The organism is Streptomyces sp. NPDC104313 (assembly GCF_055583985.1).
Genome location: NZ_JBVJMW010000004.1, coordinates 125,445 through 151,134, shown reverse-complemented (window position 1 = coordinate 151,134; position 25,690 = coordinate 125,445). Strand labels below are relative to the sequence as shown.

The 25,690-nt window shown below is 71.7% G+C and carries 10 protein-coding genes and 3 pseudogenes; 8 read left to right on the top strand and 5 right to left on the bottom strand.

The features are described from left to right. Nucleotides 1-121: 121 nt before the first annotated feature. The 3 genes from ACZ60Q_RS10965 to ACZ60Q_RS10955 are packed head-to-tail and all read left to right on the top strand — an operon-like array spanning nucleotide 122 to nucleotide 17,234. Entirely contained in the window at nucleotides 122-4,882 is a 4,761-nt protein-coding gene (locus ACZ60Q_RS10965) for an amino acid adenylation domain-containing protein (RefSeq protein WP_469631552.1), read from the top strand. After that, nucleotides 4,879-9,663: an amino acid adenylation domain-containing protein gene (locus ACZ60Q_RS10960; protein ID WP_469631549.1), complete on the top strand. Its 4,785-nt coding sequence runs from the start codon at nucleotides 4,879-4,881 to the stop codon at nucleotides 9,661-9,663. The genes ACZ60Q_RS10965 and ACZ60Q_RS10960 overlap by 4 nt, the downstream gene beginning before the upstream one ends. Then, nucleotides 9,660-17,234: a non-ribosomal peptide synthetase gene (locus ACZ60Q_RS10955; RefSeq protein WP_469631547.1), complete on the top strand. Its 7,575-nt coding sequence runs from the start codon at nucleotides 9,660-9,662 to the stop codon at nucleotides 17,232-17,234. Before ACZ60Q_RS10960 ends, ACZ60Q_RS10955 begins: the two co-directional genes overlap by 4 nt. An 86-nt stretch (nucleotides 17,235-17,320) precedes the next feature. Here ACZ60Q_RS10955 and ACZ60Q_RS10950 read toward each other — a convergent pair whose 3' ends face one another. Next, the gene (locus tag ACZ60Q_RS10950) at nucleotides 17,321-18,355 is read right to left on the bottom strand and encodes an ABC transporter substrate-binding protein (RefSeq protein ID WP_469631545.1); all 1,035 of its coding nucleotides are present in this window, start codon (nucleotides 18,353-18,355) and stop codon (nucleotides 17,321-17,323) included. Nucleotides 18,356-18,815: 460 nt separating this feature from the next. On the opposite strand from ACZ60Q_RS10950, the gene ACZ60Q_RS10945 reads away from it, so the two are divergent. Further along, complete coding sequence (locus ACZ60Q_RS10945; RefSeq protein WP_469631542.1) at nucleotides 18,816-19,745, top strand: TauD/TfdA family dioxygenase; 930 nt, start codon at nucleotides 18,816-18,818, stop codon at nucleotides 19,743-19,745. A gap of 451 nt (nucleotides 19,746-20,196) precedes the next feature. Beyond that, nucleotides 20,197-20,583, top strand: a pseudogene (locus ACZ60Q_RS10940) (DUF6281 family protein); the annotation flags it as partial. Nucleotides 20,584-20,625: 42 nt separating this feature from the next. On the opposite strand, the gene ACZ60Q_RS10935 reads toward ACZ60Q_RS10940, so the two are convergent. Beyond that, entirely contained in the window at nucleotides 20,626-21,027 is a 402-nt protein-coding gene (locus ACZ60Q_RS10935; protein ID WP_469631539.1) for an MFS transporter, read from the bottom strand. Between the two features lie 29 nt (nucleotides 21,028-21,056). On the opposite strand from ACZ60Q_RS10935, the gene ACZ60Q_RS10930 reads away from it, so the two are divergent. After that, nucleotides 21,057-21,701, top strand: a complete 645-nt coding sequence (locus ACZ60Q_RS10930; RefSeq protein WP_469631537.1) for a TetR/AcrR family transcriptional regulator — start codon at nucleotides 21,057-21,059, stop codon at nucleotides 21,699-21,701. Nucleotides 21,702-21,797: 96 nt separating this feature from the next. Beyond that, nucleotides 21,798-21,972 (top strand): annotated as a pseudogene (locus ACZ60Q_RS10925) (ISAzo13-like element transposase-related protein); the annotation flags it as partial. Nucleotide 21,973: 1 nt separating this feature from the next. On the opposite strand, the pseudogene ACZ60Q_RS10920 reads toward ACZ60Q_RS10925, so the two are convergent. Beyond that, nucleotides 21,974-22,633 (bottom strand): annotated as a pseudogene (locus tag ACZ60Q_RS10920) (HAD family hydrolase); the annotation flags it as partial. 436 nt (nucleotides 22,634-23,069) lie between these two features. Beyond that, nucleotides 23,070-23,213 carry a hypothetical protein gene (locus tag ACZ60Q_RS10915; protein ID WP_469631534.1) on the bottom strand — a complete coding sequence of 48 codons (144 nt, stop codon included), beginning with the start codon at nucleotides 23,211-23,213 and terminating at the stop codon, nucleotides 23,070-23,072. Nucleotides 23,214-23,935: 722 nt separating this feature from the next. Between ACZ60Q_RS10915 and ACZ60Q_RS10910 the strand changes: the two genes are divergently transcribed. After that, nucleotides 23,936-24,235, top strand: coding sequence for a hypothetical protein (locus tag ACZ60Q_RS10910; protein WP_469631531.1), 300 nt, complete (start codon nucleotides 23,936-23,938; stop codon nucleotides 24,233-24,235). A 159-nt stretch (nucleotides 24,236-24,394) separates the two neighbouring features. Here the strand turns inward: ACZ60Q_RS10910 and ACZ60Q_RS10905 are convergent, their stop codons facing one another. Then, nucleotides 24,395-25,303, bottom strand: a complete 909-nt coding sequence (locus tag ACZ60Q_RS10905; protein WP_469631528.1) for an aminoglycoside phosphotransferase family protein — start codon at nucleotides 25,301-25,303, stop codon at nucleotides 24,395-24,397. Between the last annotated feature and the right edge of the window lie 387 nt (nucleotides 25,304-25,690).

Below are 25,690 nucleotides of genomic sequence, written 5' to 3'. Positions count from 1 at the left end.
CGAGCTGTGACGACCGCTCAGGGGCGCCGACCGTGCCCCTGCCCCGCCCGATCCCGGTGCCCTGCCGGTTGCCCCTGCCGATGCCGATGCCTATGCCTATGCCGATGGAAGGCGAAGTCCCGTGACAACCGATGCTGCCCGGACGGAACGAGAAGCACTGGAGCGCAGGCGCGAGCTGTTGCGCCGGGCCAAAGCCCGCGCGCAGCTCACCGCGGATCCCGAGCCCCGGGCCGCACCGGTCCCGGTCCACCGGGAGCTGCCGCTCTCGCCCGGCCAACGGCGCATGTGGTCGATCCAGCAGCTCCACCCGGACAGCGTCGCCTACAACGTGCTGATCGCCCTGGATCTGCGGGGTCCGCTGGACGGTGACACCCTCGGGCAGGCCCTCGCCCGCCTCACCCGGCGGCACGACATCCTGCGCACCACCTATCACTCCGGCCCCGACGACACCCCGGTCCAGCGGGTCCGCCCCGAGCTCCCCGCCCCCTACGACCAGGTCGATCTGCGCCACTTCCCCGCCGCCGGAACCGACCACCGCACCGAGGAACTCGCCCGTTCCGCCGCCGGCCACGTCTTCGACCTCGGCACGGACTCCCCGCTGCTGGTACGTCTCATCCGCACCGGCGACGAGACCTTCACCCTGGTCCTGGTCGCCCACCACATCGCCTGGGACGACGCCACCTCCGGCGTCTTCTTCGGCGAGCTGATGGAGGAGTACCGCGGCCTCCTCGCGGGCACCGGGCCGACCCGCCGGCCCGCCCTGCAGTTCGCCGAGGCGGCCGCCCCCGAAAGGCCCGCCCCGGCCCGGCCCGAAGGGCTGGCGTACTGGCGCGACCAGCTCGCCGACCCGCCACCGCCACTCGGCCTGCCCCGGCTCAGCGGAGGCAGCGGCGGCACCGGGCGCTCCGGTGACGACCAGGCACACCGGCTGCGCCCCGGAACCGGCCGCCGGATCCGGGAATTCGCCCGTCGTGAGGGCGCCTCGCCCTTCATGGTGCTGCTCGCCGCGGTCAACGCCCTCCTCCACCGCTGTACCGGGGCCCGGGACTTCGTCATCGGCGCACCCGTGGTCAACCGGGACTTCCCACGCGCCGAAGAGGTCGTCGGCTACCTCGGCAACACTCTCGCGCTACGGGCCGAGGTCAGTCCCGGCGACACCTTCACCGAGCTGCTCGCCAAGGCCCGTACCTGCTGCGTCGGGGCGTACGAGCACCAGGACGTCGAGCTGGACCAGGTCGCCCGTGAGGCCGATCCCCACCGCCGCAACGGCGAGCAGGGTCTGTTCAACGTCGTCCTCTCCCTCCGCAGCACCGTCCTCGAACCCTTCGCCGCCACCGGACTCACCGCGACCCGTCGCCACGTCTACAACGGCAGCGCCCGTTTCGATCTCACCCTGGCCGCCGAGTTCGTCGGCGACGAGGTGGGCATCGAGGCCAATCACTGGGCCGACGACGGCGCCGCCGCCATGGCACGGCAACTCCTCGAACAGTTGGACACTCTGATCGACGCGGCGCTGGAGCGGCCCGACACCCCCATCTCCGCCCTGGACCTGCTCACCGACGACGAACGCGAACGGATCATCGCCGCCGGGCTGGGGGAGAGCCTCCCGGCCGTGTCCGGCCTGCTGCTGCCCGCCCTCTTCGAGGCGCAGACCGGGCGCACCCCCGGAGCCACCGCGCTGCTCTCCCCCGAGGGCTCACTGACCTATACCGAGCTGAACCGCCGCGCCAACCGGCTCGCCCGCCACCTCATCGGACGCGGCATCGGCCCCGAGAGCCTGGTGGCCCTCTCCGTACCCCGCTCCACGGACACCGTCGTCGCGGCCCTGGCCGTACTCAAGGCAGGTGCCGCCTACGTACCGGTCGACCCCGCCTATCCGGCGGACCGGATCCGCCTGATGCTGACCGACGCCGCGCCGGCCCTGCTGCTCACCACCCTCGCGGCCGACCCGGGACTGCCACGCGCCGAGGGGGTGCCCCGGCTGCTCCTGGACGCCCCGGAGACCGCCGCCGGCCTGACCGCGTACAGCGCGGACGACATCGGCGACCACGACCGGACCGTCCCGCTCCACCCCGATCATCCGGCCTACGTCATCTACACCTCCGGCTCCACCGGCACTCCCAAGGGCGTGCTCGTCGCCCACCGGGCGCTCGCCGCCCACCTGGAGTGGGCCGCACGCGTCTTCACCGGCCTGAGCGGGCACACGCTCATGCACTCCTCCGTCTCCTTCGACTTCTCGGTGACCCCGATGTACGGCCCGCTCCTGCGGGGAGGCGTCCTCGAACTCTGCGACGACACCCTGGACGCGCTGGCCTCGGCGGCCGGACGAGCGAGCTTCCTCAAGATCACCCCCAGCCATCTGCCGCTGCTCCCGTCCGTACGTTTCTCCGAGACAGGGCCACGAACCCTGGTGATCGCCGGTGAGGTGCTGCGCGGCGAGGCCCTGGAGGACTGGCGCCCTCCGGCGGACGGATCCGTCGAGGTCATCAACGAATACGGTCCGACCGAGACCACCGTCGGTGCTCTCCTCCATCCCCTCGGCACCGCCGAGAACGTCCCGCCGGGCCCGGTCCCGGTGGGCCGGCCGGTGCCGCACACCGGCTGCCATGTCCTGGACCACGCGCTGGGGCCGGTCCCCGACGGTGTCACCGGCGAGTTGTACATCGGCGGGGTCCAGCTCGCACGCGGCTATCTCGGCCGCCCCGGTCTCACCGCGGGCCGCTTTATCGCCGACCCCTTCGGCTCCGGCGAGCGCCTCTACCGCACGGGCGACCTGGCGCGCCGCCGCCCGGACGGCACCCTGGAGTTCCTGGGCCGTGCGGACGATCAGGTGAAGATCCGCGGATTCAGGATCGAGCCCGGCGAGATCGAGACCGCGGTCGCCGCCTTCCCCGGTGTCGCCACGGCCGCCGTCACCGCCCACCACGACGGCCCCGGCGGCACCTACCTCGCCGCCTACGCGGTCCCGTCCGCCCCGAACGCCGTCGACGAGGCCGCGCTCCGCGACCATCTGACGGCCCGGCTGCCGGAGCACGCCGTACCGGCCGCGATCGTCCTGCTCGACACCATGCCGCTCTCCCCCTCCGGCAAGACGGACCGCCGGGCCCTGCCCGCCCCCGGCTTCACCGCCGCCGCGCCGGCGCGGGAGCCCCGGACCGAGGCCGAGCGGGCACTGTGCGAGCTCTTCGCCGGTCTGCTGGGCGTCGACCACGTCGGGGTGGACGACTCGTTCTTCGAGCTCGGCGGCGACAGTATCGTCATCATCTCGCTGGTCTCGCGGGCCCGCGCGGCGGGACTGCCCATCTCCCCCGGTGACGTCTTCGCCCACCGCACCCCCGCCGCGCTGGCCGCCGCCTTCGCCACGACCGCCCCCGCCCCCTCTCCGCCGACGGCCGCCGCGGGAGACGACACCGCGACGGCCACCCCCACGCCCCTGATGCGGGCCTTCGACGCCCGCCCCGGTGGGCTGCTCCCCCGCCACCACATGTCCACGCTCCTCGATGTTCCGGGCGAGCTGGACCTCGCCGGCCTGACCGCAGTCCTCCAGGCCCTCCTCGATCATCACGGCGCCCTGCGCTCCGTACTCGAGGCGGGGCCCCTGCTGACCGTGCGGCCACGGGGCGAGGTCCGGGCCGGGGCCCTGCTGCACCGGGTCGACGTCTCCGGTCTCTCCGAGTCCGAGCGCACGGCCGTCGCCGAACGGGAGCACGGCACGGCGCTGGAGCGGCTCGACCCCGGGGCCGGAACCATGCTCCAGGCCGTCTGGTACGACGCGGGACCGGCCGGCGGCCGGCTCTCGCTGCTCATCCACCACCTCGCCGTGGACGGCGTCTCCTGGCGCATCATCACCGAGGACCTGGCCGCCGCCTGGGAGTCGGTGCGATCCGGCGGGACGCCACGGCTCGCGGAGGTGGGCACCTCCCTGGCCCAGTGGACCGGCGGCCTCACCGAAGCGGCCCGGAGCCCCGCCCGCACCGCTGAACTCGACCGGTGGCGCGCCGTCCTGGACGGCCCCGACCCGGTGCTCGGCACCCGGCGTCCGGACCCCGCCCTCGACCGCTGGTCGACGGTGCGGACCGTCACCACCACCGTGCCGACCGCCACCACCACGGCCCTCCTGACGACCGTCCCCGCCGCCTACTTCGCGGGCGCCGAGGACATCCTGCTGACCGCACTGGGCCTGGCGGTCACCGCCTGGCGGCGCGACCGGGGCATCGTCGAACCCACCACCCTGGTGACGCTGGAGGGTCACGGCCGCGAGGAGGGCGTGGTGCCCGGCACGGACCTGACCCGTACCGTCGGCTGGTTCACCAGTCAGTACCCGGTCCGGCTCGACACCACGGGAGTCGACCTGGACGAGGCGCTCTCCGGCGGGCCGGCCGCCGGAACCGCCGTCAAGCTCATCAAGGAACATCTGCGTTCGCTGCCGGACCGGGGGCTCGGATACGGCCTGCTCCGTCATCTGAACACCGAGACCGAGCCGGTCCTCGCCGCCCACCACGAACCCCAGATCGGTTTCAACTACCTGGGACGGTTCCGCACCGACGCGGGGAAGAGCGCCACCCCCTGGAGCTTCGGCCCCGGCGGGCTGACCGCCGCGTCCGACGCCGATATGCCCGCGCCCTCCGCCGTCGTCGTGAACGCCCTCACCGAGGACGGCCCCGAAGGCCCCCGGCTCACCGCCCACTGGAGCCACCCCTCCGGGGTCCTCTCCACCGATGAGGTCACCGCGCTCGCCGAGCACTGGCAGCGCGCCCTCACCGCTCTCGCCGCCCACGCCGACCGCCCCGACGCGGGCGGCCACACTCCCTCCGACCTCGCTCTGGTCACCATCGACCAGAGCCGGCTCGACGCCCTCGAATCGAGGTGGCGCACCGCATGAACGCCCGTTCCCCGATCGAGGACGTCCTCCCGCTGACCCCGCTCCAGGAGGGTCTGCTCTTCCACTCCGTCTACGACGAGACCTCGATCGACGTCTACGTCGCCCAGCTCCTGATCGACCTGACCGGCCCGCTCGACCACGCCCGGCTGCGCCGCGCCGCCGAGGCCCTGGTCCGCCGCCACACCTGTCTGCGGGCCGGGTTCGTCCGCGACGGCGAAACGCCCCTCCAGGTGGTGCTCCGCGAGGTCGCCGTCCCCTGGCGGCACATCGATCTCTCCGCGCTCGACGAGAACGGCCGCGCCGCCGAACTCGACCGGCTGGTCGAGGCCGACCGGCTCGACCGCTTCGACCTGGAGCAGCCGCCGCTCATCCGCTTCCTCGTCATCACCACCGGCCCCGGCCGGCACCGGCTGGTGATGACCAACCACCACATCGTCCTGGACGGCTGGTCCACCCCGCTGCTGATGCGCGACCTCTTCGCGCTCTACGCGGCCGACGGCGACCCGTCCGCCCTCCCCGCGGCCCGGCCGCACCGCGACTTCCTGGCCTGGCTCGCCCGCCAGGACCGGGACGCGGCGCTGAACGCCTGGCGCACCGCCCTCGACGGGGTGACCGAGCCGACCCTGCTCGCCCCGGGGCGCCCGGACCGGCCCCAACTGCCCGACGAGGTCGTCGCGGAGCTGCCCCGCGAGCTCACCGAGCGGCTCACCTCACTCGCCCGCGCCCGGGGCGTCACCCTCAACACCGTGGTCCAGAGCGCCTGGGGCATTCTGCTCGGCAGGCTGACCGGCCGCCGTGACGTGGTCTTCGGCGGCACCGTCTCCGGCCGCTCGCCGCTGCTGCCCGGTGTCGAACGGATCGTCGGGCTGCTGATCAACACCCTGCCGGTACGGATCCGGCTCGACCCCGGCGAGACCGTCGCCGCCCTGCTCACCCGCGTCCAGGCCGAACAGGCCGCCCTCGTGGACCACCAGCAGCTCGGCCTCGCCGACATCCAGCGCCTCACCGGCACCGGTGAACTCTTCGACACGCTCACCGTCTTCGAGTCGTTCCCCTTCGACGCGGACTCCATCAGCGCGGCCCAACAGGACTCCGGCCTCACCGCCGTCTCCACCACCCGGCCCATCGCCACCCATTATCCGCTCGCCCTGATGGTGATGCCCGGCCCCACCGGTCTGGAGCTCACCCTCAAACACCGCCCCGACGTCTTCGACCGGGCCGAGGCCGAGGCCGTTCTGGACCGGTTCCGCCGCGTCCTCACAGCCTTCGTGGACACACCCGGGGCAGCCTGCGCGACCATCGACGTCCTCGCGCCCGAGGAGCGCCGCGCCCTCCTGACGGCCTCCGGGACACCGGAGGCCTCCGGCGCCACCCTGCCCTCGCTCTTCGAGGAGCAGGCCGCCCGCACCCCCGGCCGGATCGCGGTGGTCCACGACGCCGACCGGCTCGCCTACCGCGAACTGAACGCCCGTGCCAACCGGCTGGCACACCGGCTGATCGAGCTCGGTGCGGGCCCCGAACAGCTCATCGCCCTCGCTCTGCCCCGATCGGCGGAGCTGGTGGTGGCCGTCCTCGCCGTCCTCAAGACCGGTGCCGGCTACCTTCCGGTCGACCCGGACTACCCTGCCGAGCGGATCCGTCTCCTGCTCACCGATGCCTCGCCCACCGCCCTGCTGACCCTCTCCGGCACCGCGCCGGGCGCACTCCCGGGCCGTCTCACGGACGCCACCCTCCTGCTCGACGATCCCGACGTGCTCGCCGACCTCGGCGGTCGCCCGGACCACGACCCGGACGACCGGCATCGCCGCACCCCGCTGCACCCGGACCATCCCGCCTACGCCATCTACACCTCCGGGTCCACCGGGACCCCCAAGGGCGTCCTGGTCCCGCACCGCAACGTCGTACGGCTCTTCACCGCCACGGCCCCCCTGATCAACCCCGGTCCCGACGACGTCTGGACCCTCTTCCACTCCTACGCCTTCGACTTCTCCGTCTGGGAACTCTGGGGCCCCCTGCTGCACGGCGGCCGGCTGGTGGTGGTGCCTTCGGGGACGAGCCGCTCGCCCGAGGACTTCCTCGCTCTCCTCGACGAGCACCGGGTGACCGTGCTCAACCAGACCCCGTCCGCCTTCCACCAGCTCGCCCGCGCCGTCCACGACCGCGGCCGTCCCACCGGCACACTGCGCACCGTCGTCCTGGGCGGCGAGGCCCTCCAGCCACCGCGACTCGCCGAGTGGTACGCCGACCACACCGGACGGGCGGCCGGCTCCCCCGACCTCGTCAACATGTACGGGATCACCGAGACCACCGTCCACGCGACCTACCAGCTCCTGCACGCCGGAATGACGGCCTCGGCGGCCAGTGTCATCGGGCATCCTCTCCCCGGGCTGAGCGCCCATCTGCTCTCCCCCGAGCTGAGCCTCGTCCCGCCCGGCGTCATCGGCGAGATCTATCTCGGCGGCCCCCAGCTCGCCCGCGGCTACCTCGGGCTGCCCGCACTGACCGCGGCCCGCTTCGTCGCCAGTCCCTTCTCCCCCGGCGAGCGTCTCTACCGCACCGGCGACCTGGCCCGCCGCGCCGTCGACGGCACCCTGGAGTTCGCCGGGCGGGCCGACGACCAGGTCAAGATCCGCGGCTTCCGGATCGAGCCCGGCGAGATCGAGACCGCGGTGGCCACCCACCCCGGCGTCTCCCGCTGTGTCGTCCTCCCCCGTGACGACGGCCCCGGCGGCACCCGGCTGGTGGCCTGGGCCGCCACCGCCGACGGCCACCCACCCACCTCCGCCGAACTGCGCGCCCACACCGCGGCCCTGCTGCCGCCGCATATGGTGCCCGCCTCCTTCACTGTCCTCGACACCCTCCCGCTCACCCCGCACGGCAAGGTCGATCACCGGGCACTGCCCGCCCCCGACCTGGGCACAGGCACGGCCACCCGGCCGCCCGCCGGGCCCGCCGAGACCGTTCTGTGCGAGCTCTTCCGCGAGGTCCTGCACACGGAGCGGGCCGGTCCCGACGACTCGTTCTTCGAACTCGGCGGTGACAGCATCCTCGCCATCTCCTTGGTCTCCCGAGCCCGCGCGGCCGGCCTGCCGTTCACCCCTCGGGACGTCTTCACCCGCCGCACCCCCGCAGCCCTGGCCGACGCCGCGGCAGCCGCGACCGCCGCGGCCCCCGCCGCCGCACCTGCGGACGACGGCACGGGCGAGGTCGGCCCCACCCCCATCACGGCCTGGCTCGGCGGACTCGACGGTCCGGTGGACGGTCTCTCCCAGTCCGCCGTCGTCCCCGTGCGGGCCGGAGCCACCGAGCGGCAGCTCACCTCCGCCCTCCAGACCCTCACCGACCACCACGACGCACTCAGGCTCCGTACCGAACGCTCCACGGGCGGCTGGGCCCTGCACGTCCGAGAGCGCGGCTCGGTACCCGCCGCGCCCCGGCTGCGCCGCGTGGAGTGCGCCGGGGCGACCCGCGCCGAGCTGGAACGCACCGCCCGGGAGCGCGCCGGGGCGGCCCGCGAACGGCTCGCCCCCGGCGCCGGGACTGTCCTGGAAGCCGAATGGCTGGACGCCGGGCCCGGCCGTTCCGGCGTACTCCTGCTGGTACTGCACCATCTCGCCGTGGACGGCGTCTCCTGGCGCATCCTGCTACCGGACCTCGAACTCGCACTGACCGCGGCCATCTCGGGCACTCCCGCCGAACTCCCCGCGCCCACCACCTCGCTGCGCCGCTGGGCCGCGCTCCTCGCCGAGGAGGCCCACCGTCCGGGGCGCACCGCCGAGCTCCCGTTGTGGACCGAGGTGCTCACCGACCCCGGGCCCCTCCTCGAAGGGCGGCGCCCCGATCCCGTGCGGGACACGGCGGGCACCGCGGGGCGCCTTGAGCTCCAGCTCTCCGCCCGGCACACCGAACCTCTGCTCGGCCGGGTCCCGGGTACCTTCCACGCCGGGATCCAGGACATCCTGCTCGCCGCGCTGACGATCGCCGTCGGACAGTGGCCCCAAGGCGGTCTGCCCGTGGTCGTCGACGTGGAGGGCCACGGCAGGCACGACCATCTCTTCCCGGGAACGGACCTCTCCCGCACCGTGGGCTGGTTCACCGCCGTCCACCCGGTCCGGCTGACCACCGGCTCCCTGACCTCCGAGGGGATGCGGGAGGACCCGGCCGCCCTCGGCCGCGCGGTCAAGGACATCAAGGAACAGCTGCGCGCCATCCCCGACAGCGGCCTCGGCCACGGTCTCCTCCGCCACCTCAACGCCGACACCGCGCCCGTCCTCTCCGCGCTCCCCGAACCACTCCTCGGCTTCAACTACCTGGGCAGGTTCGCCGCCCCGGACACGGTCGCCCCGGCCGGGGGCGCGGGCGGCCCGGTGGGCGGCGGGGCCGACCCCGGTATGCCGCTCACCCACGCCATCGAGGTGAACGCGGCGACCTGGGACACCCCCGCCGGCCCTCGGCTCACCGCCCGCTGGACCTGGGCCCCGTCCCTGCTCACGCGGGAGCGGGCCCATGCCCTCGCCACCACGTGGTTCAGCGTCCTGGAGGCCGTCGTCGAGGGGGCCGAACTGCCCGGCACCGGTGGGCACACCCCCTCGGACCTGCCTCTCGTCGAACTCACCCAGGACGACATCAACGCCCTGGAAGCCGAGTTCGACGGGGACGGCGACGGCGACGGCGGCGGCGGCGGCATCACGGCAGCCGGATCCGGCACCGCCGGCACCGGCTCCGCCCGCGCCTCCACACCCGAGGACACCTCCATCGACATCGACAGGATGCCGTCATGACCCAGCAGTCCCGCATCGAGGACGTCCTGCCCCTGACCCCCCTCCAGGAGGGGATGCTCTTCCACACGCTGCTCGACGACGGGTCGGGCCCCGACGTCTACACCGTCCGACTCGGCGTCGGCCTCACCGGGCCCGCCGACGCCGAGGCCCTGCGCCGCGCCGGACAGGCCCTGCTCGACCGGCACGCCAACCTCAGGTCCGTGTTCCGCACCAACGCCAAGGGCCGGTCGATGGCCGTGGTGCTCCGGGCCGTCGAACTCCCCTGGGCCGAGCACGACCTGTCCGGCCTCGACGACGCCGGGCAGCGCGCCGCCCTCGCCGATCTGGCTGACCGCGAACGCACCCGCCGCTTCGACATCCGCACCCCTCCGCTGCTGCGGATGGCGCTGATCCGGCTTGCTCCGGACCGTCACCGTCTCACCCTCACCTTCCACCACGTGCTGCTCGACGGCTGGTCCTCCCCTCTGGTGCTGCGCGAACTGCTCGCGCTGTACGAGGGATTCGCCGCCGGGCCCGCCCCGGCACCCCTGCCCGCCGTCACCCCCTACCGTGACTACCTGGCCTGGCTCGACACCCGGGACCGGGCTGCCACCACTGCCGTCTGGGACGAGGCGCTGGCCGGACTGGAGGGCCCCACCCTGCTCGCCGGGCCTTCCCCGACCCGCGCCTCGGTGCTCCCGCACCGGCTCGACCTCACCACTCCCCCGCCCCTCGCCGCCGCCCTGCACGCCCTCGCACGTGGTCGCGGGCTCACCACCAACACCCTGGTCCAGGCCGCCTGGGGCCTGCTGTTGGCCCGTCGCACCGGCCGCGGTGACGTGGTCTTCGGCGGGGTCGTCTCCGGCCGTCCCCCGGAGATCCCCGGCGTGGAGTCGATGATCGGGCTCTTCATCAACACCGTCCCGGTACGGGTCCGGCTGGACCCGGCCGAATCCGTCGGCGCCCTGCTGGACCGCCTTCAGGACGAGCAGTCCCGTCTGCTGGGCCACCAGTACCCGAGCCTGGCCGAGATCCGGCGCTCGGCTCCGACGGCGGACAGCGGCGAACTCTTCGACACTCTGGCGATCGTGGAGAACTACCCGCCGCCCACCACCGGGGAGCCGGTGGCCGGCGTACGGGTCACCGGTCTGGACGGCGAGGACGCCACGCACTATCCGCTGACCCTCACCGCCGTCCCCGACCGCACCACCCCGGGCGGCCTCCACCTCACCCTGGATCACCGGCCGGACACCTTCGACCGCGACGAGGTCGCGCTGCTCGGCGAACAACTCCTGCGAGTACTGGGCGAACTGGCCGCCGATCCCGGGCGTCCCACTGCCCGCGTCGAGGCCATCGGCCCCGACGAGACGGCCCGGGTCCTGAAGAGCTGGCGGGGTGAGCGCACACCGCCGACCTCCGAGACACTGCCGGAGCTGTTCCAGGCGCGGGCCGCCGCCGGACCGGACGAAAAAGCCCTCGTGCACGAGGGCCACAGCCTCACGTACGCCGAACTCAACACCCGTGCCAACCGGCTCGCCCGGGTCCTCGTCTCACGCGACATCGGCCCCGAGGACACCGTCGCGCTCATGCTGCCCCGCTCACCCGAACTGGTCACCGCGATCCTCGCCGTCCACAAGGCCGGAGCCGCGTATCTGCCCATCGATCCGGACTATCCGGCCGAGCGCAGGGCCCTGATGCTGGCCGACGCCCGGCCCGCTCTGCTGCTCACCCCGTACGACGCCCCGGACGACGCCGACCACCCCGGGACCCCCCGGCTGGCCGTGGGCCCCGGCACCGGCGGCGACCATCCCGGGCACGACCTGCGTCCCGGCGAGCGGACCGCCCCGCTCCACCCCCTCCACCCGGCCTACACCATCTACACCTCCGGCTCCACCGGCCGCCCCAAGGGCGTCACGGTCCCGCACACCGGCATCGTCAACCGGCTCCACTGGACCCAGCACGCCTATCCGCTGGGTCCCGGCGACCGGGTCCTCCAGAAGACCTCCGCCGGATTCGACGTCTCCGTCTGGGAGTTCCTGTGGCCGCTGGCCACCGGGGCCACTCTGGTCCTGGCCCGCCCCGGCGGCCACAAGGATCCCGCCTACCTCGCGGAACTGATCCGCGACGAACACATCACCACCGTCCACTTCGTCCCGTCCATGCTCGACGCCTTCCTGGAGGAACCGGGCGCGGCCGACTGCCGCTCGCTGCGCCTGCTGCTCTGCAGCGGCGAGGCCCTGCGCCGCGAGAGCGCCGATCGCTGCCACCGGCTGCTGGGACTGAACCCGCACAACCTCTACGGCCCCACCGAGGCGTCGATCGACGTCACCGCCCACCCGCACGACCCCGCCGCCCCGCCCTCCGCGACCGTGCCCATCGGCCGCCCCGTGCACAACACGCGGGTGTACGTCCTGGACGGGGCGCTGCGCCCGGTCCCGCCCGGCGTCACCGGCGAACTCCATCTCGCCGGGCCCCAACTGGCCCGCGGTTACCTCGGCCGCCCCGGCGCCACCGCCGAACGCTTCCTCGCCGACCCCTTCGGAGCTCCGGGGACACGGATGTACCGCACCGGCGACCTGGTGCGCTCCGACCGGGAGGGTGTCCTGGAGTTCATCGGCCGGACCGACGACCAGGTGAAGATCCGCGGCTTCCGGGTCGAGCCCGGCGAGGCGGAGGCCGCGCTCACCGGCGCGCCGGGAGCCTCCCGGGTCAGCGTCGTCGCCCGCGAGGACCGCCCTGGTGATCTCCGCCTGGTCGCCTACGCCGTACCCGTCCCGGGCGTCCCGGCGGAGGAGCTCGACCTCGACGCGCTCCGCGCCCACGCCGCCCGCGTCCTGCCGGAGCAGCTGGTGCCCGCCGACTTCGTCGCGCTGGCCGCGCTACCGCTCACCGCGAGCGGCAAACTGGACCGTCGCGCCCTTCCCGCCCCGGGCCGACGCCCGGCGGACGGGGGCCGGGCGCCCCTCACCTCGCGCGAGCGGCAGTTGTGCGCGCTGTTCGCCGATGTCCTCGGTCTGCCCGCCACCGGACCGGACGACCACTTCTTCCGACTCGGCGGCCACTCCCTGCTCGCCACCCGGCTGGTCAGCCGCATCCGTACCGAGCTGAACACCGAGGTGCCGCTGCGCGCCGTCTTCGACGCGCCCACCCCCGCCCGGCTCGCCCGGGTCCTGGACGGCGGGCCCGCCACCCGGACGCCGCTCGTTCCCGTCGTCCGGCCTCCGGCGATTCCGCTCTCCTTCGCCCAGCGGCGGCTCTGGTTCCTGGACCGGCTGGACCTGGAGGGAACCACGTACAACATCCCCTGGGCGTGGCGGCTCACCGGACGCATCGACCACGCCGCGCTGCGGGCCGCCCTCGGAGACCTGACCGAACGCCACGAGGCCCTGCGCACCGTCCTGCCCGACGCCGACGGCGTACCGCGTCAGCACGTCCTGCCACCGCACGAGGCCCGTCCCGAACTGCACACCGAGGACACCACCCCCGCGGCGCTGCCCGCACGCCTCGCCGCGGCCGCGAGCCACCGCTTCACCCTGGACCGGGAGATCCCGTTCCGCGCCCATCTGCTGACCGTCGGACCCGATGACCACCTCCTGGTCCTGCTCGTGCATCACATCGCTGCCGACGGTGCCTCTCGCGAACCGCTGCTGCGTGACCTGGACACCGCCTACTCCGCCCGCCTGGCCGGTCGGGCACCGTCCTTCGCGCCGCTGCCCGTCCAGTACGCCGACCACACCGTGTGGCAGCGCGAACTACTCGGCCCCGAGGGCGATCCGGGCAGCCTCGGCCGCCGCCAGGAGGAGTACTGGACCACCACGCTCGCGGGCCTCCCCGAAGAGCTGGCCCTCCCCGCCGACCGGCCCCGGCCCGCCACCGCCGGCCACCGCGCCGAGGCCGTCGCCTTCTCCGTACCTCCCGCTCTCCACCGGGCTCTGGGAGAACTCGCCCGGAGTCGCGACGCCAGCGTGTTCATGGTCTTCCAGGCCGCGTTGGCCGCGCTGCTGACCCGGCTCGGAGCCGGAGACGACATCCCGCTCGGAACTCCGGTCGCCGGCCGTGCCGACGAAGCCCTCACCGATCTGGTCGGGTCCTTCACCAACACCCTCGTGCTGCGCGCGGACACCTCGGGCGATCCCGGCTTCCGCGAACTCCTGGACCGCGTGCGGGAGATCGGCCTCAGCGCCTACGCCCACCAGGAGCTGCCCTTCGAACGGCTGGTGGACGTGCTCAACCCGGCCCGTTCGCTCTCCCGCCACCCGCTCTTCCAGGTCATGCTCGCCCATCAGGTCGCCCCGCCCGTACGACCCACCCTGCTGGGCATCACCGCGGCCCAGCACGACACCGGACTGCGCACCGCCAAGTTCGACCTGGCGCTGGACCTCACCGAGTACGAGGACGGCGGCGGTGTCAGCGGCCGGATCGACTACCGGCTCGATCTCTTCGACGCGTCCTCCGCCGAGGCCCTGGCCCAACGGCTGGTACGGGTGCTGGAAGCGGTCACCGCCGAACCGGACCGGCCGATCGGCCACATCGACGTGCTCTCCGAGGACGAGCGCGCCCGGCTGCTGGGCGAATGGAGCGGTGCGGGATCCGTCCAGACCCCCGTCACCCTGGTCGACGCCTTTCAGGAGCAGGCCGCGCTCCGGCCCGATGCCATCGCCATGGTCCTGGAGCGGGAGGAGATCACCTACCGCGAGCTCGACGAGCGTGCCAACCGCCTCGCCCGGCTGCTCCTGGCGTGCGGAGCGGGCCGGGAGGGCCTGGTCGCGCTGGCGCTGCCCCGTTCCATCGAGACGACGGTGGCCCAGCTCGCCGTGGTCAAAGCGGGAAGCGCCTATCTGCCGCTGGACATCGACCACCCGGCCGAACGCATCGCCTTGATGCTCCAGGACGCCGATCCGGTCGTCGTGATCACCACGGCCGGATCGGCGGTCGATCCGGCCGTGGCCTGTCCGGGTGCCCTGGCGCTGTCCCTGGACGACCCGGCCGTCACCGCCCGGGTCGGTGAGTTCGCGTCGGACACCGTCACCGATGCCGAACGCGGCGGTCCGGTACGCCCGGAGAGCGCCGCCTACCTCGTCTACACATCGGGCTCGACCGGTCGCCCCAAGGGGGTTCTGCTCACCCACGCCGGAGTCGCCGGACTGATCGCGACCCAGCGGGAACGCTTGGGCGTGGGCCCCGACACCCGGGTGCTCCAGTTCGCCTCGCCCGCCTTCGACGTGGCGTTCTGGGAACTCTGCCTCGCCCTGTGCAGCGGCGGGCGGCTGATCATGGTGCCGAAGGAACGCCGGGTGGCCGGGCCCGAACTGACCGAGTACGCCGTGGAGCACGGGGCGGACCTCCTGATCCTGCCCCCAGCGCTGCTGGAGGCGCTGCCACCGGGATGCGTGCTCCCACAGGACTCGGTGCTGCTGGCGGGTACCGAGCGGGTGTCACCGCAGCTGGTCACGCGCTGGGGGCCCGGCCGACGGCTCTTCAACGCGTACGGCCCGACCGAGGCCACCGTCAACTCCACCCTCGGCGCCTGCGATCCGGGCGAGTACGCGGACACCGTGCCCGGATCGGTGCCCATCGGAATACCGGACCCGGGCACCCGTGCCCATGTGCTCGACGCCACGCTGCGTCCCGTGCCTCCGTCGGTGCCCGGTGAGCTGTATCTGGGCGGCGCCGGGCTCGCCCGCGGCTATCTGGGCCGGGCCGCGCTGACCGCGGAACGGTTCATCGCCGATCCCTACGGCCCCGCCGGATCCCGGCTCTACCGGACCGGTGACATCGTGCGCCGCCGTCCCGACGGGCGGATCGACTTCGTCGGCCGCACGGACGACCAGGTGAAGATCCGCGGCTTCCGGATCGAACTCGGCGAGGTGGAGGCGGCGTTGACCGCGCTCGACGGGGTGGTGTCGGCGGCCGTGACGGTCCGGGAGGACCTGCCCGGTGGACGTCGTCTGGTCGGGTACGCGGTCGGCGGCGGGAGCCGGGCCCTGGACCCCGAGGTACTGCGGACCGCTCTGGCGGCCGTACTGCCCGGCCCGATGGTGCCGTACGCCGTGGTGGTGCTCGACGCTCTGCCGGTGACGGGCAGCGGCAAACTCGACCGGGCGGCGCTCCCGGCCCCCGCCCGGCGGAACCGGGACGAAGCGGATCGCCCGTCCGACCCGGTGCAGAAGGCGCTGGCCGATGTCGTGGCCGACCTGCTGGACCTGCCCGCGGTCGGTGTGGACGAGGACTTCTTCGCGCTCGGCGGGCACTCGCTCCTGGTGCCTCTGCTCCTGGCCCGCATCCGGACCGAACTGGGTACGGAGGTGGAGACCAGGGCCTTCTTCGAAGGTCCTACGGTGGCGGAGCTGGCAGCGGTGGTGGAGGCGGCGGCTTCCGTCCGCGCGCCGGGCCCTGTCGCCGCAGCGGGCGGCACGGACGATCCGCTGGTCCAGCTCCGGCTCGACGCCCGGCTCGATCCGGCTCCGGTCCGTCCCGCCGCAGAAGCGGTGGCCGCGGACGCCCCCGGCGAGATCCTGCTCACCGGCGCCACCGGATTCGTCGGGGCCTTCCTGCTGGACACCCTGTTGGCCCGGACCGACGCCCGGGTGCACTGTCTGATCCGGGCCGCGGATCCGGAGCGGGCGGCCGTACGCCTCCGGGAGACCATGGACCGCTTCGGACTTCCGGCCCCGCCGGCGGACCGGGTCGTCGTCGTCCCGGGCGATCTCTCCCGGCCCGGTCTGGGCCTGTCCGCCGCCGATCACCAGGCCCTCGCCGAGCGGATCGACACCGTCTTCCACAACGCGGCCTCGATCAGTCTGCTCCGCGGCTACCCGGCGCTGCGTGCGGGCAACACCCTGGGAACGGCCGAGATCGTACGGTTCGCCATGACCGCCCGGCTCAAGCGGCTGCACCACACCTCCACGCTCTCCGTGATCCCCCGGCTGGAGTCGGGAGCCGCCCGGTGGCCGGCCGAGGCGGAGCTTCCCGAGGTAGGCGGTCCCGGCAACGGCTATGTGCTGAGCAAGCGGGCCGCCGAGGCGCTGGTGGCGCAGGCCGGTCGCCTCGGGGTTCCCACCACCGTCCACCGGCTGGCCCGGGTGACCGGGCACAGCCGCACCGGGGCCTGGACCGAGGACGACTTCCTGGCGCGGCTGCTGATCGGCTCGCTCCGGGTGGGTCTGCTGCCCGCGCACGGACCGGCCGAGCTGTGGACTCCGGTCGACCAGGTGGCCGAGGGCATGGTTCATCTGGCACTGCGACCGGAGTCGGAGGGCGGGATCTTCCATCACGCGGACACCCCGGCGATCTCCATGGGCGAACTGGGAGCGTGGATGGCCGACTGCGGACGGCCGGTGGGGTTGGCGGAACCGGCGGAGTGGGCCGAGGCGCTGGCAGACGATCCGGGAAACCCGGTGGCCCCGTTCCTGCCCCAGCTGCGTGGCGGAGGACCGAGGCCGCCGGCTCCTTGGGTGCCCGAACCGTTCGACACCCAGCGGCTGCGCTCCGGGCTGGCCGGCTCCGGACTTCTCCGGCCCTCCCCCGGTCCCCGGCTGGTCGATCTCTACCTGCGGTTCTTCGTCGCGCAGGGGGCTCTTCCCCCGAAGTGACACCGGTCCGAGAACCGGCCGGCCCGGCTCGGCGCCCCCGAACGGGGCCGCCGAGCCGGGCCGGCCGGACGCCGCGGCGAGTGCGACTACTTCTTCTCCAGCACCTGCGCGAGCAGCGGCTCAAGCCCCTTCACCGCGTAGGGGATACTCAGCACGGAGGCGCTGGACAGCGCCAGCCCGACCGAGGGGTCCGCCGGAAAGACCAGCCGGTTCTCCTTGGCAGCCTTCACCGCGGCGACCTGCGGATACTGCTTCAGGGTCTGGGCCAGGGGCAGTTGCTGCTGGCTCAGCAGGATGACCACGTCCGCGTCCGCGTCGGCGGTCTTCTCCGCGGAAAGCTCGACGAAGTACTCCTTCTTGCCCAGTCCCTGGACGAACTCCGACGGCTTGAGGCCGAGTGCGGTGACCAACTGCATCCGGGTGTCACCGACCGTGTAGACGCCGATCTTGCCGCCGTAGGCGAGCAGGATGGAGACCGTCTTCCCGGCGAACGCGGGATTCTTGTCGGCGGTCGCCTTCAGCAGCGCCTCGGTCTCCGCGATCAGCTCATCACCCTGCTTCGCACGCCCCACGGCACCGGCGATGATCCTGGTGGAGTCCCGCCACGGCACGGTGTTGGGGGTGACCCCCTTGGGAAGCCCCACGGTGCGGGCGATGTCGGTGAGCGTCCTGTACTCGGTCTCGTCTCCGCCGGACTGCACGTTCACGATGAGATCGGGGGCGAGCGAGGCCACCTTCTCGAAGTCGAACGGCGGCTTCAGGAAGGCGGGCGTCTGTCCGCCCAGGGACTTCTCCGCCCAACTGCCCACACCGCGCTTCATCACCGGAAGGAACTGCCACACGCCCACGGGTACGATGCCGAGCGCCAGCAGCACGTCGTGGTCGGTGCGACCGAGCGAGAGCACCCGCTTCGGCTGTGCCGGGATCTCCACCGAGCCGAACTTGTCCTGGACGGTGACAGGGAACGTTCCGGACCGCCCCGGAGCGGAGCCGGCCCCGGTCGACTTGGCCGGTTCGTCCTTCCCGCATGCCGCGAGGAGCGCGGTCGAGCCGAGCACCGCGCCGAGCGAGAGCAGCCCTCGGCGGCTCAGCGAGAGTTCGCGGTCGTTCGGTCTGGTCATGGCGTAGCCCTGTCTGTGAGTGTCAAAGCGGTGAACCGCCGACCACACCGTGACGGTGGGACGCGGCCTTCCTCAGGTGCGAAACCCCATGCACGAGGCCTCCGGCGTGAGGCTCCGTCCACGGTGTGCGGGTCGCAGGGGCAGACCCTAATCAGGTAAGGCTCGCCTTGGCAAAGACCGAAGGGCAGTTCCCTCTTACCGACATCTCGTCAACGGCTGTGCAGAGCACGTCACTTGATCCACCCCCGCAAGATCGCACCCCTTCAAGGCGCGGCGATTTTAGGTTAGGCTAACTTTACTTGAGAGTCCGGTCATGCCTGACAGCCCGATTCCGATCCCGACCCTTACCCCGACTCCGATCCCTACCCCGAAGCACCTCGGCCGGCTCATCGCGCGGATGAGCCGACGAAGGCGTCGGCGGCGTACCGCCGCCGGACCAAGGCGACAGGAGAACACGTTGATGGCTGGTTCGACGCTCGCTCTGACGATCCAAGGTGATGGGGGCCCGGTCTCCGAGACCCTCCGCCACGACCGCGCGGATCTCCGGAAACTGCTGCACCAGCACGGAGCACTGCTCCTGCGTGGCTTCGACATCGGCGGGGTGGACGGCTTCGAAGGCGCGGTACGTGAGCTCTCCGGTCCCCCGCTCACCTATACGGAACAGTCTTCGCCCCGGAGCGTCATCAAGGGCAAGGTCTACACCTCGACGGAGTATCCGGCCAAGGCCGAGATCCCGTTGCACAATGAGATGTCGTACCAGGCCACCTGGCCCCTGGTTCTCTACTTCCACTGCGTCGAGCCGCCCCTGACGCAGGGCGCCACCCCGCTCTCCTCCACTCGTGCGGTCCATGACCTGATCGATCCCTCCGTCCGTGAGGAGTTCGTCCGCCGCAAGTGGATGGCGGTCCGCAACTACCGGGACGACATCGGGCTGCGCTGGTGGCAGGCTTTCCATACGAAGGACCGCGACGAGGTCGAACAGCTCTGCGCCAAGGGCGGCATCGAAGCGCAGTGGATCGGGAAGGACGGCCTGCGCACCCGGGCGGTGCGCGAACCCGTCCACCAGCACCCCGTCACCGGCGAGACCGTCTGGTTCAACCACGTCGTCATCTTCCACGTCAGCAGCCTCCCCGCGCCCACCCGCAGCGGGCTGCTGGAGATCTGTGGGGAGGACGGCCTGCCGAACAACACGTACTACGGCGACGGCGAACCGATCCCGGACGAGGTCACCGACCACCTCCGCGACTGCTACCGCCAGGCATCGACCCGCTTCGACTACCAGCGCGACGACCTCCTGGTGGTGGACAACATGCTGGTCTCCCACGGCCGTGAGCCGTTCACAGGCCCGCGCAGGATCGCCGTGGCGATGGGCGAGGCATCCGACGCATGAACCGGGGTGCGGTGGCGTGCCCCGCCGCGCACTGAGAAGAATCACCGCGAGGCCGTCGCCCAGGCGACAGGAGATGGCTGATGACGTGGCCGTCGGCCGCGGACATCCAAACGCCGGACGGCGGTCCCAGTTCAGCCGAGGCCGGTTTCGGATTGCTCCGAAACCGGCCCTGATCTGCGACTGTCCCCAGTCGGGACGACAGGGTTTGAACCTGCGGCCCTTTGACTCCCAGGGGCATGGGCCATCCCTTTCCATAGCACCGCGCCCTCAGGGTCGGAGCTCGACAGACGGCAGCAGCGTCGAAGTTCGCCGACCGTCCGGTGGAGCTGTCGGCACCCTTGCTGAGGATGGTTCAACAGCTCTCATCGTGCCGTAGGAGAACGAGGGAACTCTTCGCGGCCTTGTGGCGTCGAAGGTGCGGCAGGCAGCGGCGGCTGAGGGAGGTCGGTTCATGACGGGCATACAGACGGTCAGTTGGACAGCGCGCGGAAGGTTCGCGCGGTCTGTGAGTGTGCGGGCGGCGCTCGCGGCGGCGGCCCTGGTCATGTCCACGTCCTGTGCGGGGGCAGGCACCACGCAAGGTGGTGCAAAGGGTTCCTGCGCGGCCCGGCTCGAGTACGAGGGCCGCACCTATCTCGGCCACGGGCTCTATCCCGATGACGAAGGCGACAGCGACGACGTCAGGGCGGGCAGACGGCTGGGCGCAGGCACTATCCCCGGGTGTGAGGACACTCCCAACAACAAGGAACGGCAAGCGACTTCGGAGCCGGTAACCGTGTACGGGATCGAGGGTGTGGACCCCGTCTACGCCGTGACCGTGGACCATCCGGCCGGCGGAACCCTCTACATCGAACAGGCATCGAAGAAGACCCTGCCGGAGCTACGGAAACTCATCGAGGCCCAGGAAGTGGACGCGGCCACCAAGCGCCCGGCTGGGGCCCGCCGCACGGGCCAGGATCACCAGGACCAGCGGGTCGACGACGCCGGCGCCCGCACCCTGGACGACCCGGAAGGCGACCAGGCTCTCCACGTTCCAGGCGAGCGCCGAGGCGAGCGAGCCGAGCAGGAACAGCACCAGTCCGAACAGCCAGAGCTTCCTGACGCCGAACCGGCCGACCGCCCAGCTCGTGATGGGGATGGTGACCGTGAGCGCCAGCAGGTTGCCGGTTGTCGCCCAACTGATGGAGTTGAGCGAAGTGTTGAACTCGTCGGCGAGGGTATAGGCCGCAACGGTGACCATCGTGCTGTCGAGGATCCCCATGATCCCACCCAGCAGGGTCACCCCGATGAGCCGTAACAGTCCGGGATAACGTGACCAGACGTGAGGCGCCGCGCGGGCGCATCGACAAGCGGCAGGCGATCCTCGAAGCCGCGTTCAGGACGTTCGCCCGTGAGGGGTACGGAAAGTCCTGCGTACGGGAGATCGCGGCCGAGGCGGGTGTGGCCAAACCCACCATCTACAACCACCTCGGGGACAAGGAGACGCTGTTCCGCGAGGCGATGCTGGCCGCCGTCGGCCGTACGAGCGGCGCGGGACTGGCGGCACTCGAGCAGCTCCGGGAGCCTGACGATGATGTGCGCCCCATGCTGGAGGAAGTCGGCCACCGCATTCTGAAGAACCACTGCGACCCGGAGTCCCAGGCGCTGCGCCGGCTCCTCAACGCCGAAGCCGCCAGGTTTCCGGACCTGTTGGAGACCATCCAGCGCGAGGGCGCGCAGCGCCTCCACGACGCACTTGCCGACCGTCTGGCACGCCTCGCGCTCTCCGGACGCCTGCACACCAGCGCCCCCGACCTGGCCGCCGAGCAGTTCCTCGCGCTGCTCACGGGCCCGATGGAGCTGCGCACCCGGCTGGGCACGCGCAAGGTGTCCGACGCCGAACTGCGCACCGTGGGGCGGGCCGCGGTCGACACCTTCCTGTGCGCTTACGCTCCCCGAGCCGTTGACTCTCCGTAGACACTCAGGAAAGACCAGGGCAGGGGCCCGGAGGAGCGGCACGGAAAAGGGCACAGGGCAGAGCACGGGAGAGGCGGGACCATGACCACGACACTCCCGCTGCTCGTTCCGGCGTCGCTGTCGCTGGTCGAGCTGGATGAGCGGGACGATCTAATGTCGCCGCTGCGCCCGGACGATCAAGTCGCTGCGGTCTCTGGCCGGGGCGCTGACGCGACAAGGTCATCCCGCGTCAGCGCCGACTGTGGGCAGGTTGCTACGGGAGAACGGATTTGACGAGTGGCTGTGACCAAGCGGCCCAGGGCGGGTAGCACGCCTCGTAGGTCGCCGTCGTCCACCGTCACGGTTGCAGCCGCCTGTGCTCCTGCCGAGGCATTGAACGCCACACTCAGCCCAACGGAAGCAAATAGGGGCAGATCGGAGCGGCTGTCTCCGACGGCCCCGCACGAGCCAGGAGCCAACCCCAGCTCTCGTGCCTTCGCGAGGGCGAAGTCTCGTTTGTTGTACTCGTCGAAGTGGCAGGCGACGCGGCCGGTGAACCGGCCGTCGGTGGTCTCCAGCCGAGGCCCGCTGAACGCGTGGAAGCCGAAGCGGTCAGTCAGGTAGCTGCCGACCGGCGACCAGGCGAGAGTTGCCAGCACGGGCACCAACCCGTTTCGCCGGCACCAGCCCACGGTCTCCGTGATGCCCGAGACCAAGGGAAGCCCATCGAGCCAGCCGGAGACTTGTTCTTCCAGCACGCCCGCCCAGCCCTTGGCATCCAGCTCGGAGACTTCTCGATTGTCCAGGTCGCCGGAGGCGTAAGCGTCTTCGGCCTTGGCCAACTCGTCCTGATGGCCAAGGAAACCGGCCAGAAAGACCGACGAGCTCGTGCCTGGGACGAGGGTGCCATCGATATCGAAGAACACGACGCCCGCATGATCGGATGAGAACACCGACCAAGGATGTCACGCCACGCGAGGCGCCAGATCGGGGCCCCACGTACTTCCGATACACGGCCTGGTTCACGGGCCACGGCAGCGTAGGGCCGGCCCGTATCGGTGAGCGCGAGGACGGCTTCGAACAGCCGGCGTGCGTGTCCACCGGCGAGGGCGTCCACCGGCTCGGGGTCGGCGTCCACTGCCTGAGCGGGTCCCGGCCCGACAGGATCGGGGGCAGGAAGTGCTGCGGGCAGGCAGCCGCGGTGGGCGGCGGCGATGTTCTGGAACCGCCGGGACAGGCCCTGCCACAGGTGGAAGCGGTCGCTGACCTGGACCGCATCGGGGGCACCGTCGGCGATCCCCTGCCTGTAAGCGAGCGTTCGTGGCGGCAGGCGACCTCGATGCCGGAATGCCCGCGCAGCCATCGGCTGAGCTGTTCGGCTTCCCTGCCCTACCAGAGCGTCAGCGGGAGCCGTGTCGTGGCGTCGACCAGCAGCGCGCAGTAGGTGCCGCTGTACGGCGCGAAGTCGTCCACCCCCAGCACCCGGGGCGTGACCGGCGGCGGCAGCGGCACCCGCATCAGCGGGGAGAACACGGTGGACCGCGAAAGCGCGACGCGCAGCAGCCGAGCCCCGGCCGCCCGGCAGCACGCCGATGGCCTCGACCAGCTGCTGCGACAGCGGAGTGCGCCGCTGGTAGCGCACGGTCAGCCCGGGCACCTGCTCGGCGAAGGGCACCTTCGGACAGGCCGTGTTCTCGCAGTACAAGCGGCGTACGGACAGGTCGATTCGGACGGGCCGGACGCCGATCGCGGGATCGGCGAGATGCCGCACGTGGCAGCTGTGGCACCACTCGCTCGACTGGCCGCAGCCCGTACACGCCGCTGGAACACCGGACCGTGTGCGGGCACGAACCGCCACGACAGAATCGGAAACCTCAACCGAAACAACCAAAACAGTGGCCAACTGCGCAAACAGCAAGGGCAGTTCAACAGAACCCAGCTAGAGTTTGCCCGCCAGTAAGCCAGCTGGCCGCCGCCCCAGGACTATCTCCGGTTACGAACCTCTTGCCGGAGCCACGTTCAGGCGTACGCCGACAAGAGCACCGATCTGCCGCGGATCGGAGGGGCGAGCGCCCGGGCCGAGGGCTTTCTGGAGACAACCGGACCACCGAAGCGGCTGCATCGCGCACACCTGGAGACCCGCCGTTGAGCCGGGCGGCCTCGCTCACCCGGTGTGAGTGGGGACCGTTCTACGAGGCCGCGCGGAACGCGCTGGTCGCCCGGGGTGGCGGGCGATCCCGCTGACGCTCATCTCGATGGCCCTCATCGCGCTCTTCGACTCCATTCAGAATCAGGAGTGGGGTCACGGCCTCGTCCAGGACATCGGGTTCGTCCGTGCGACGGACCCGGTCTGGCTCGCCCTGCTCCTCACCCCGGCCTCGCTCTTCGTGCCCGCGCTCAGACTGCCGACGCGAGGTGCGCTGGCACAGGTGCTGCTGGTCTTCGGTACCGCGGAGATCGTTCTGGGTCGACCGCGCACCCTCGTGGTCGCCTATGTCTGCGCCTTCGTCGGGTGGCTCTATTCACCAGTAGTGGTTCTGGCCCAACTTCTGTGACCCGGCAACGCTCTTGTCCCGTCGCTTCTGAACTGGCAGCCGGCAGGTCTCCAACCTGCTTGGTTGCCAGGTGATGTGGGAATCGAGTCGGATGTCGTTCTCGAGCGGGCCGGCTTCTGCGGAACTGGAGCTCGTGGCGATGTTCCGTCCGAGACCTGTTCATCTCTCGCCGGCAGCTTCCAGGATCGCGTGAAGACGCGACAGGCAATCGCTGACGAAGAGGGGGTAGGTGCCCCAGTAGTACGACACCCCGCTGACTCCGACAGCGATGGCCCACGCCCGGGCACGCAGCCATGTCACATCGTCGAGGCTCATGGCGTCCCAGTACGTCTGTCGGGCCTGGGGTGGAAGATCCCACAGAGGTGAGTGCTCGGCGTCGGGCAAGCCGACCGACAGGCATCCGAAGTCGATGACCCCGTGCAGCTTGCCTTGCTGGACCAGAAGGTTGCTGGGTTTGAGGTCTCCGTGGAGCCACACCTGGCGGCCGGACGGCTCGGGCAGGGCGAGCGCACTCTGCCACAGCTGTCGCAGGTGAGGGATGTCCAGGTCGACGCCCTCGATCGTCAGGCAGTTGTCGAAGCACACGCTGATCCAGCGGTCACAGGCACGCAGGCCACCGCCGCGGTACCAGCTGAGTGCGTCCTGCCGAGTGGCTCCCATCAGGGGGACGGAATGCAGGCTCTGCACGATCGCCGCAAGATCGGCCCCGAAGGAGGGCCAGTCGGTGACCGAGCCCGGGCCGGCTTCATCGCCGTCGATCCAGCGGTACACCGACCAGGCGAGCGGGAATGCGGAACTCGGAGTGCCCTCGTGCACCGGCTCCGGGATGCGGCAGGGAAGATGTGGCGCCAGTCGCGGCAGCCATGTCTGCTCCTTCCGGACGGCCTGCGCGTTGTCCGAGGTGCGCGGCAGCCGCATGAGTAGCCGGTCGCCGAGCCGGTACATCGTGTTGTCCGTGCCCGCACCGGCCGGCGAGATGGTGAGGTCTGCCCATTCCGGCCGTTGCTGGCGCAGCAGCGACCGGACCACCGCCTCGTCCGCATGGATCTCGTTCTTGTGAAGTGTCACGGTGAGATCCTTCTTCGCGGGCTCCGCCCCCGCCAGCGATTTTCCCGAGGCGAGTGTCCCGTCTCATGAGATCTTGCGGAGGTGGGGTTGTTGACCTGCTGGGTGACAGGTTGATCTGCGATTCATGGAGGGGGAGGCACTGCGTCTTGAAAGAGGCGCCGACAGCCTCAGGTGTGCGTCTCGTTGACCATGGCGGGGGCGGTGGTTCTCGACCTGGCCTTCGTCAGGATGGTGAGACGCCTGCTTCCACAGTTCTCACTGAAGGTGGCAGTTTCTGTGAGTGGGGTGCTCAGCTGCAAGGTTGAGTCCGCTTGACCTGTCTCTCCTTAGCCTCGTATCGGATCAGGTGGCCGGTGCCCCGTGACGACGGAGGCTGATCGAAGGCCC

Bases quoted from the DNA above. Each gene is read 5' to 3' on its own strand.
- ACZ60Q_RS10960 (WP_469631549.1), top strand. From the start codon at position 4,879: ATGAACGCCCGTTCCCCGATCGAGGACGTCCTCCCGCTGACCCCGCTC.
- ACZ60Q_RS10955 (WP_469631547.1), top strand. From the start codon at position 9,660: ATGACCCAGCAGTCCCGCATCGAGGACGTCCTGCCCCTGACCCCCCTC.
- ACZ60Q_RS10950 (WP_469631545.1), bottom strand. From the start codon at position 18,355: ATGACCAGACCGAACGACCGCGAACTCTCGCTGAGCCGCCGAGGGCTG.
- ACZ60Q_RS10945 (WP_469631542.1), top strand. From the start codon at position 18,816: ATGGCTGGTTCGACGCTCGCTCTGACGATCCAAGGTGATGGGGGCCCG.
- ACZ60Q_RS10910 (WP_469631531.1), top strand. From the start codon at position 23,936: ATGGCCCTCATCGCGCTCTTCGACTCCATTCAGAATCAGGAGTGGGGT.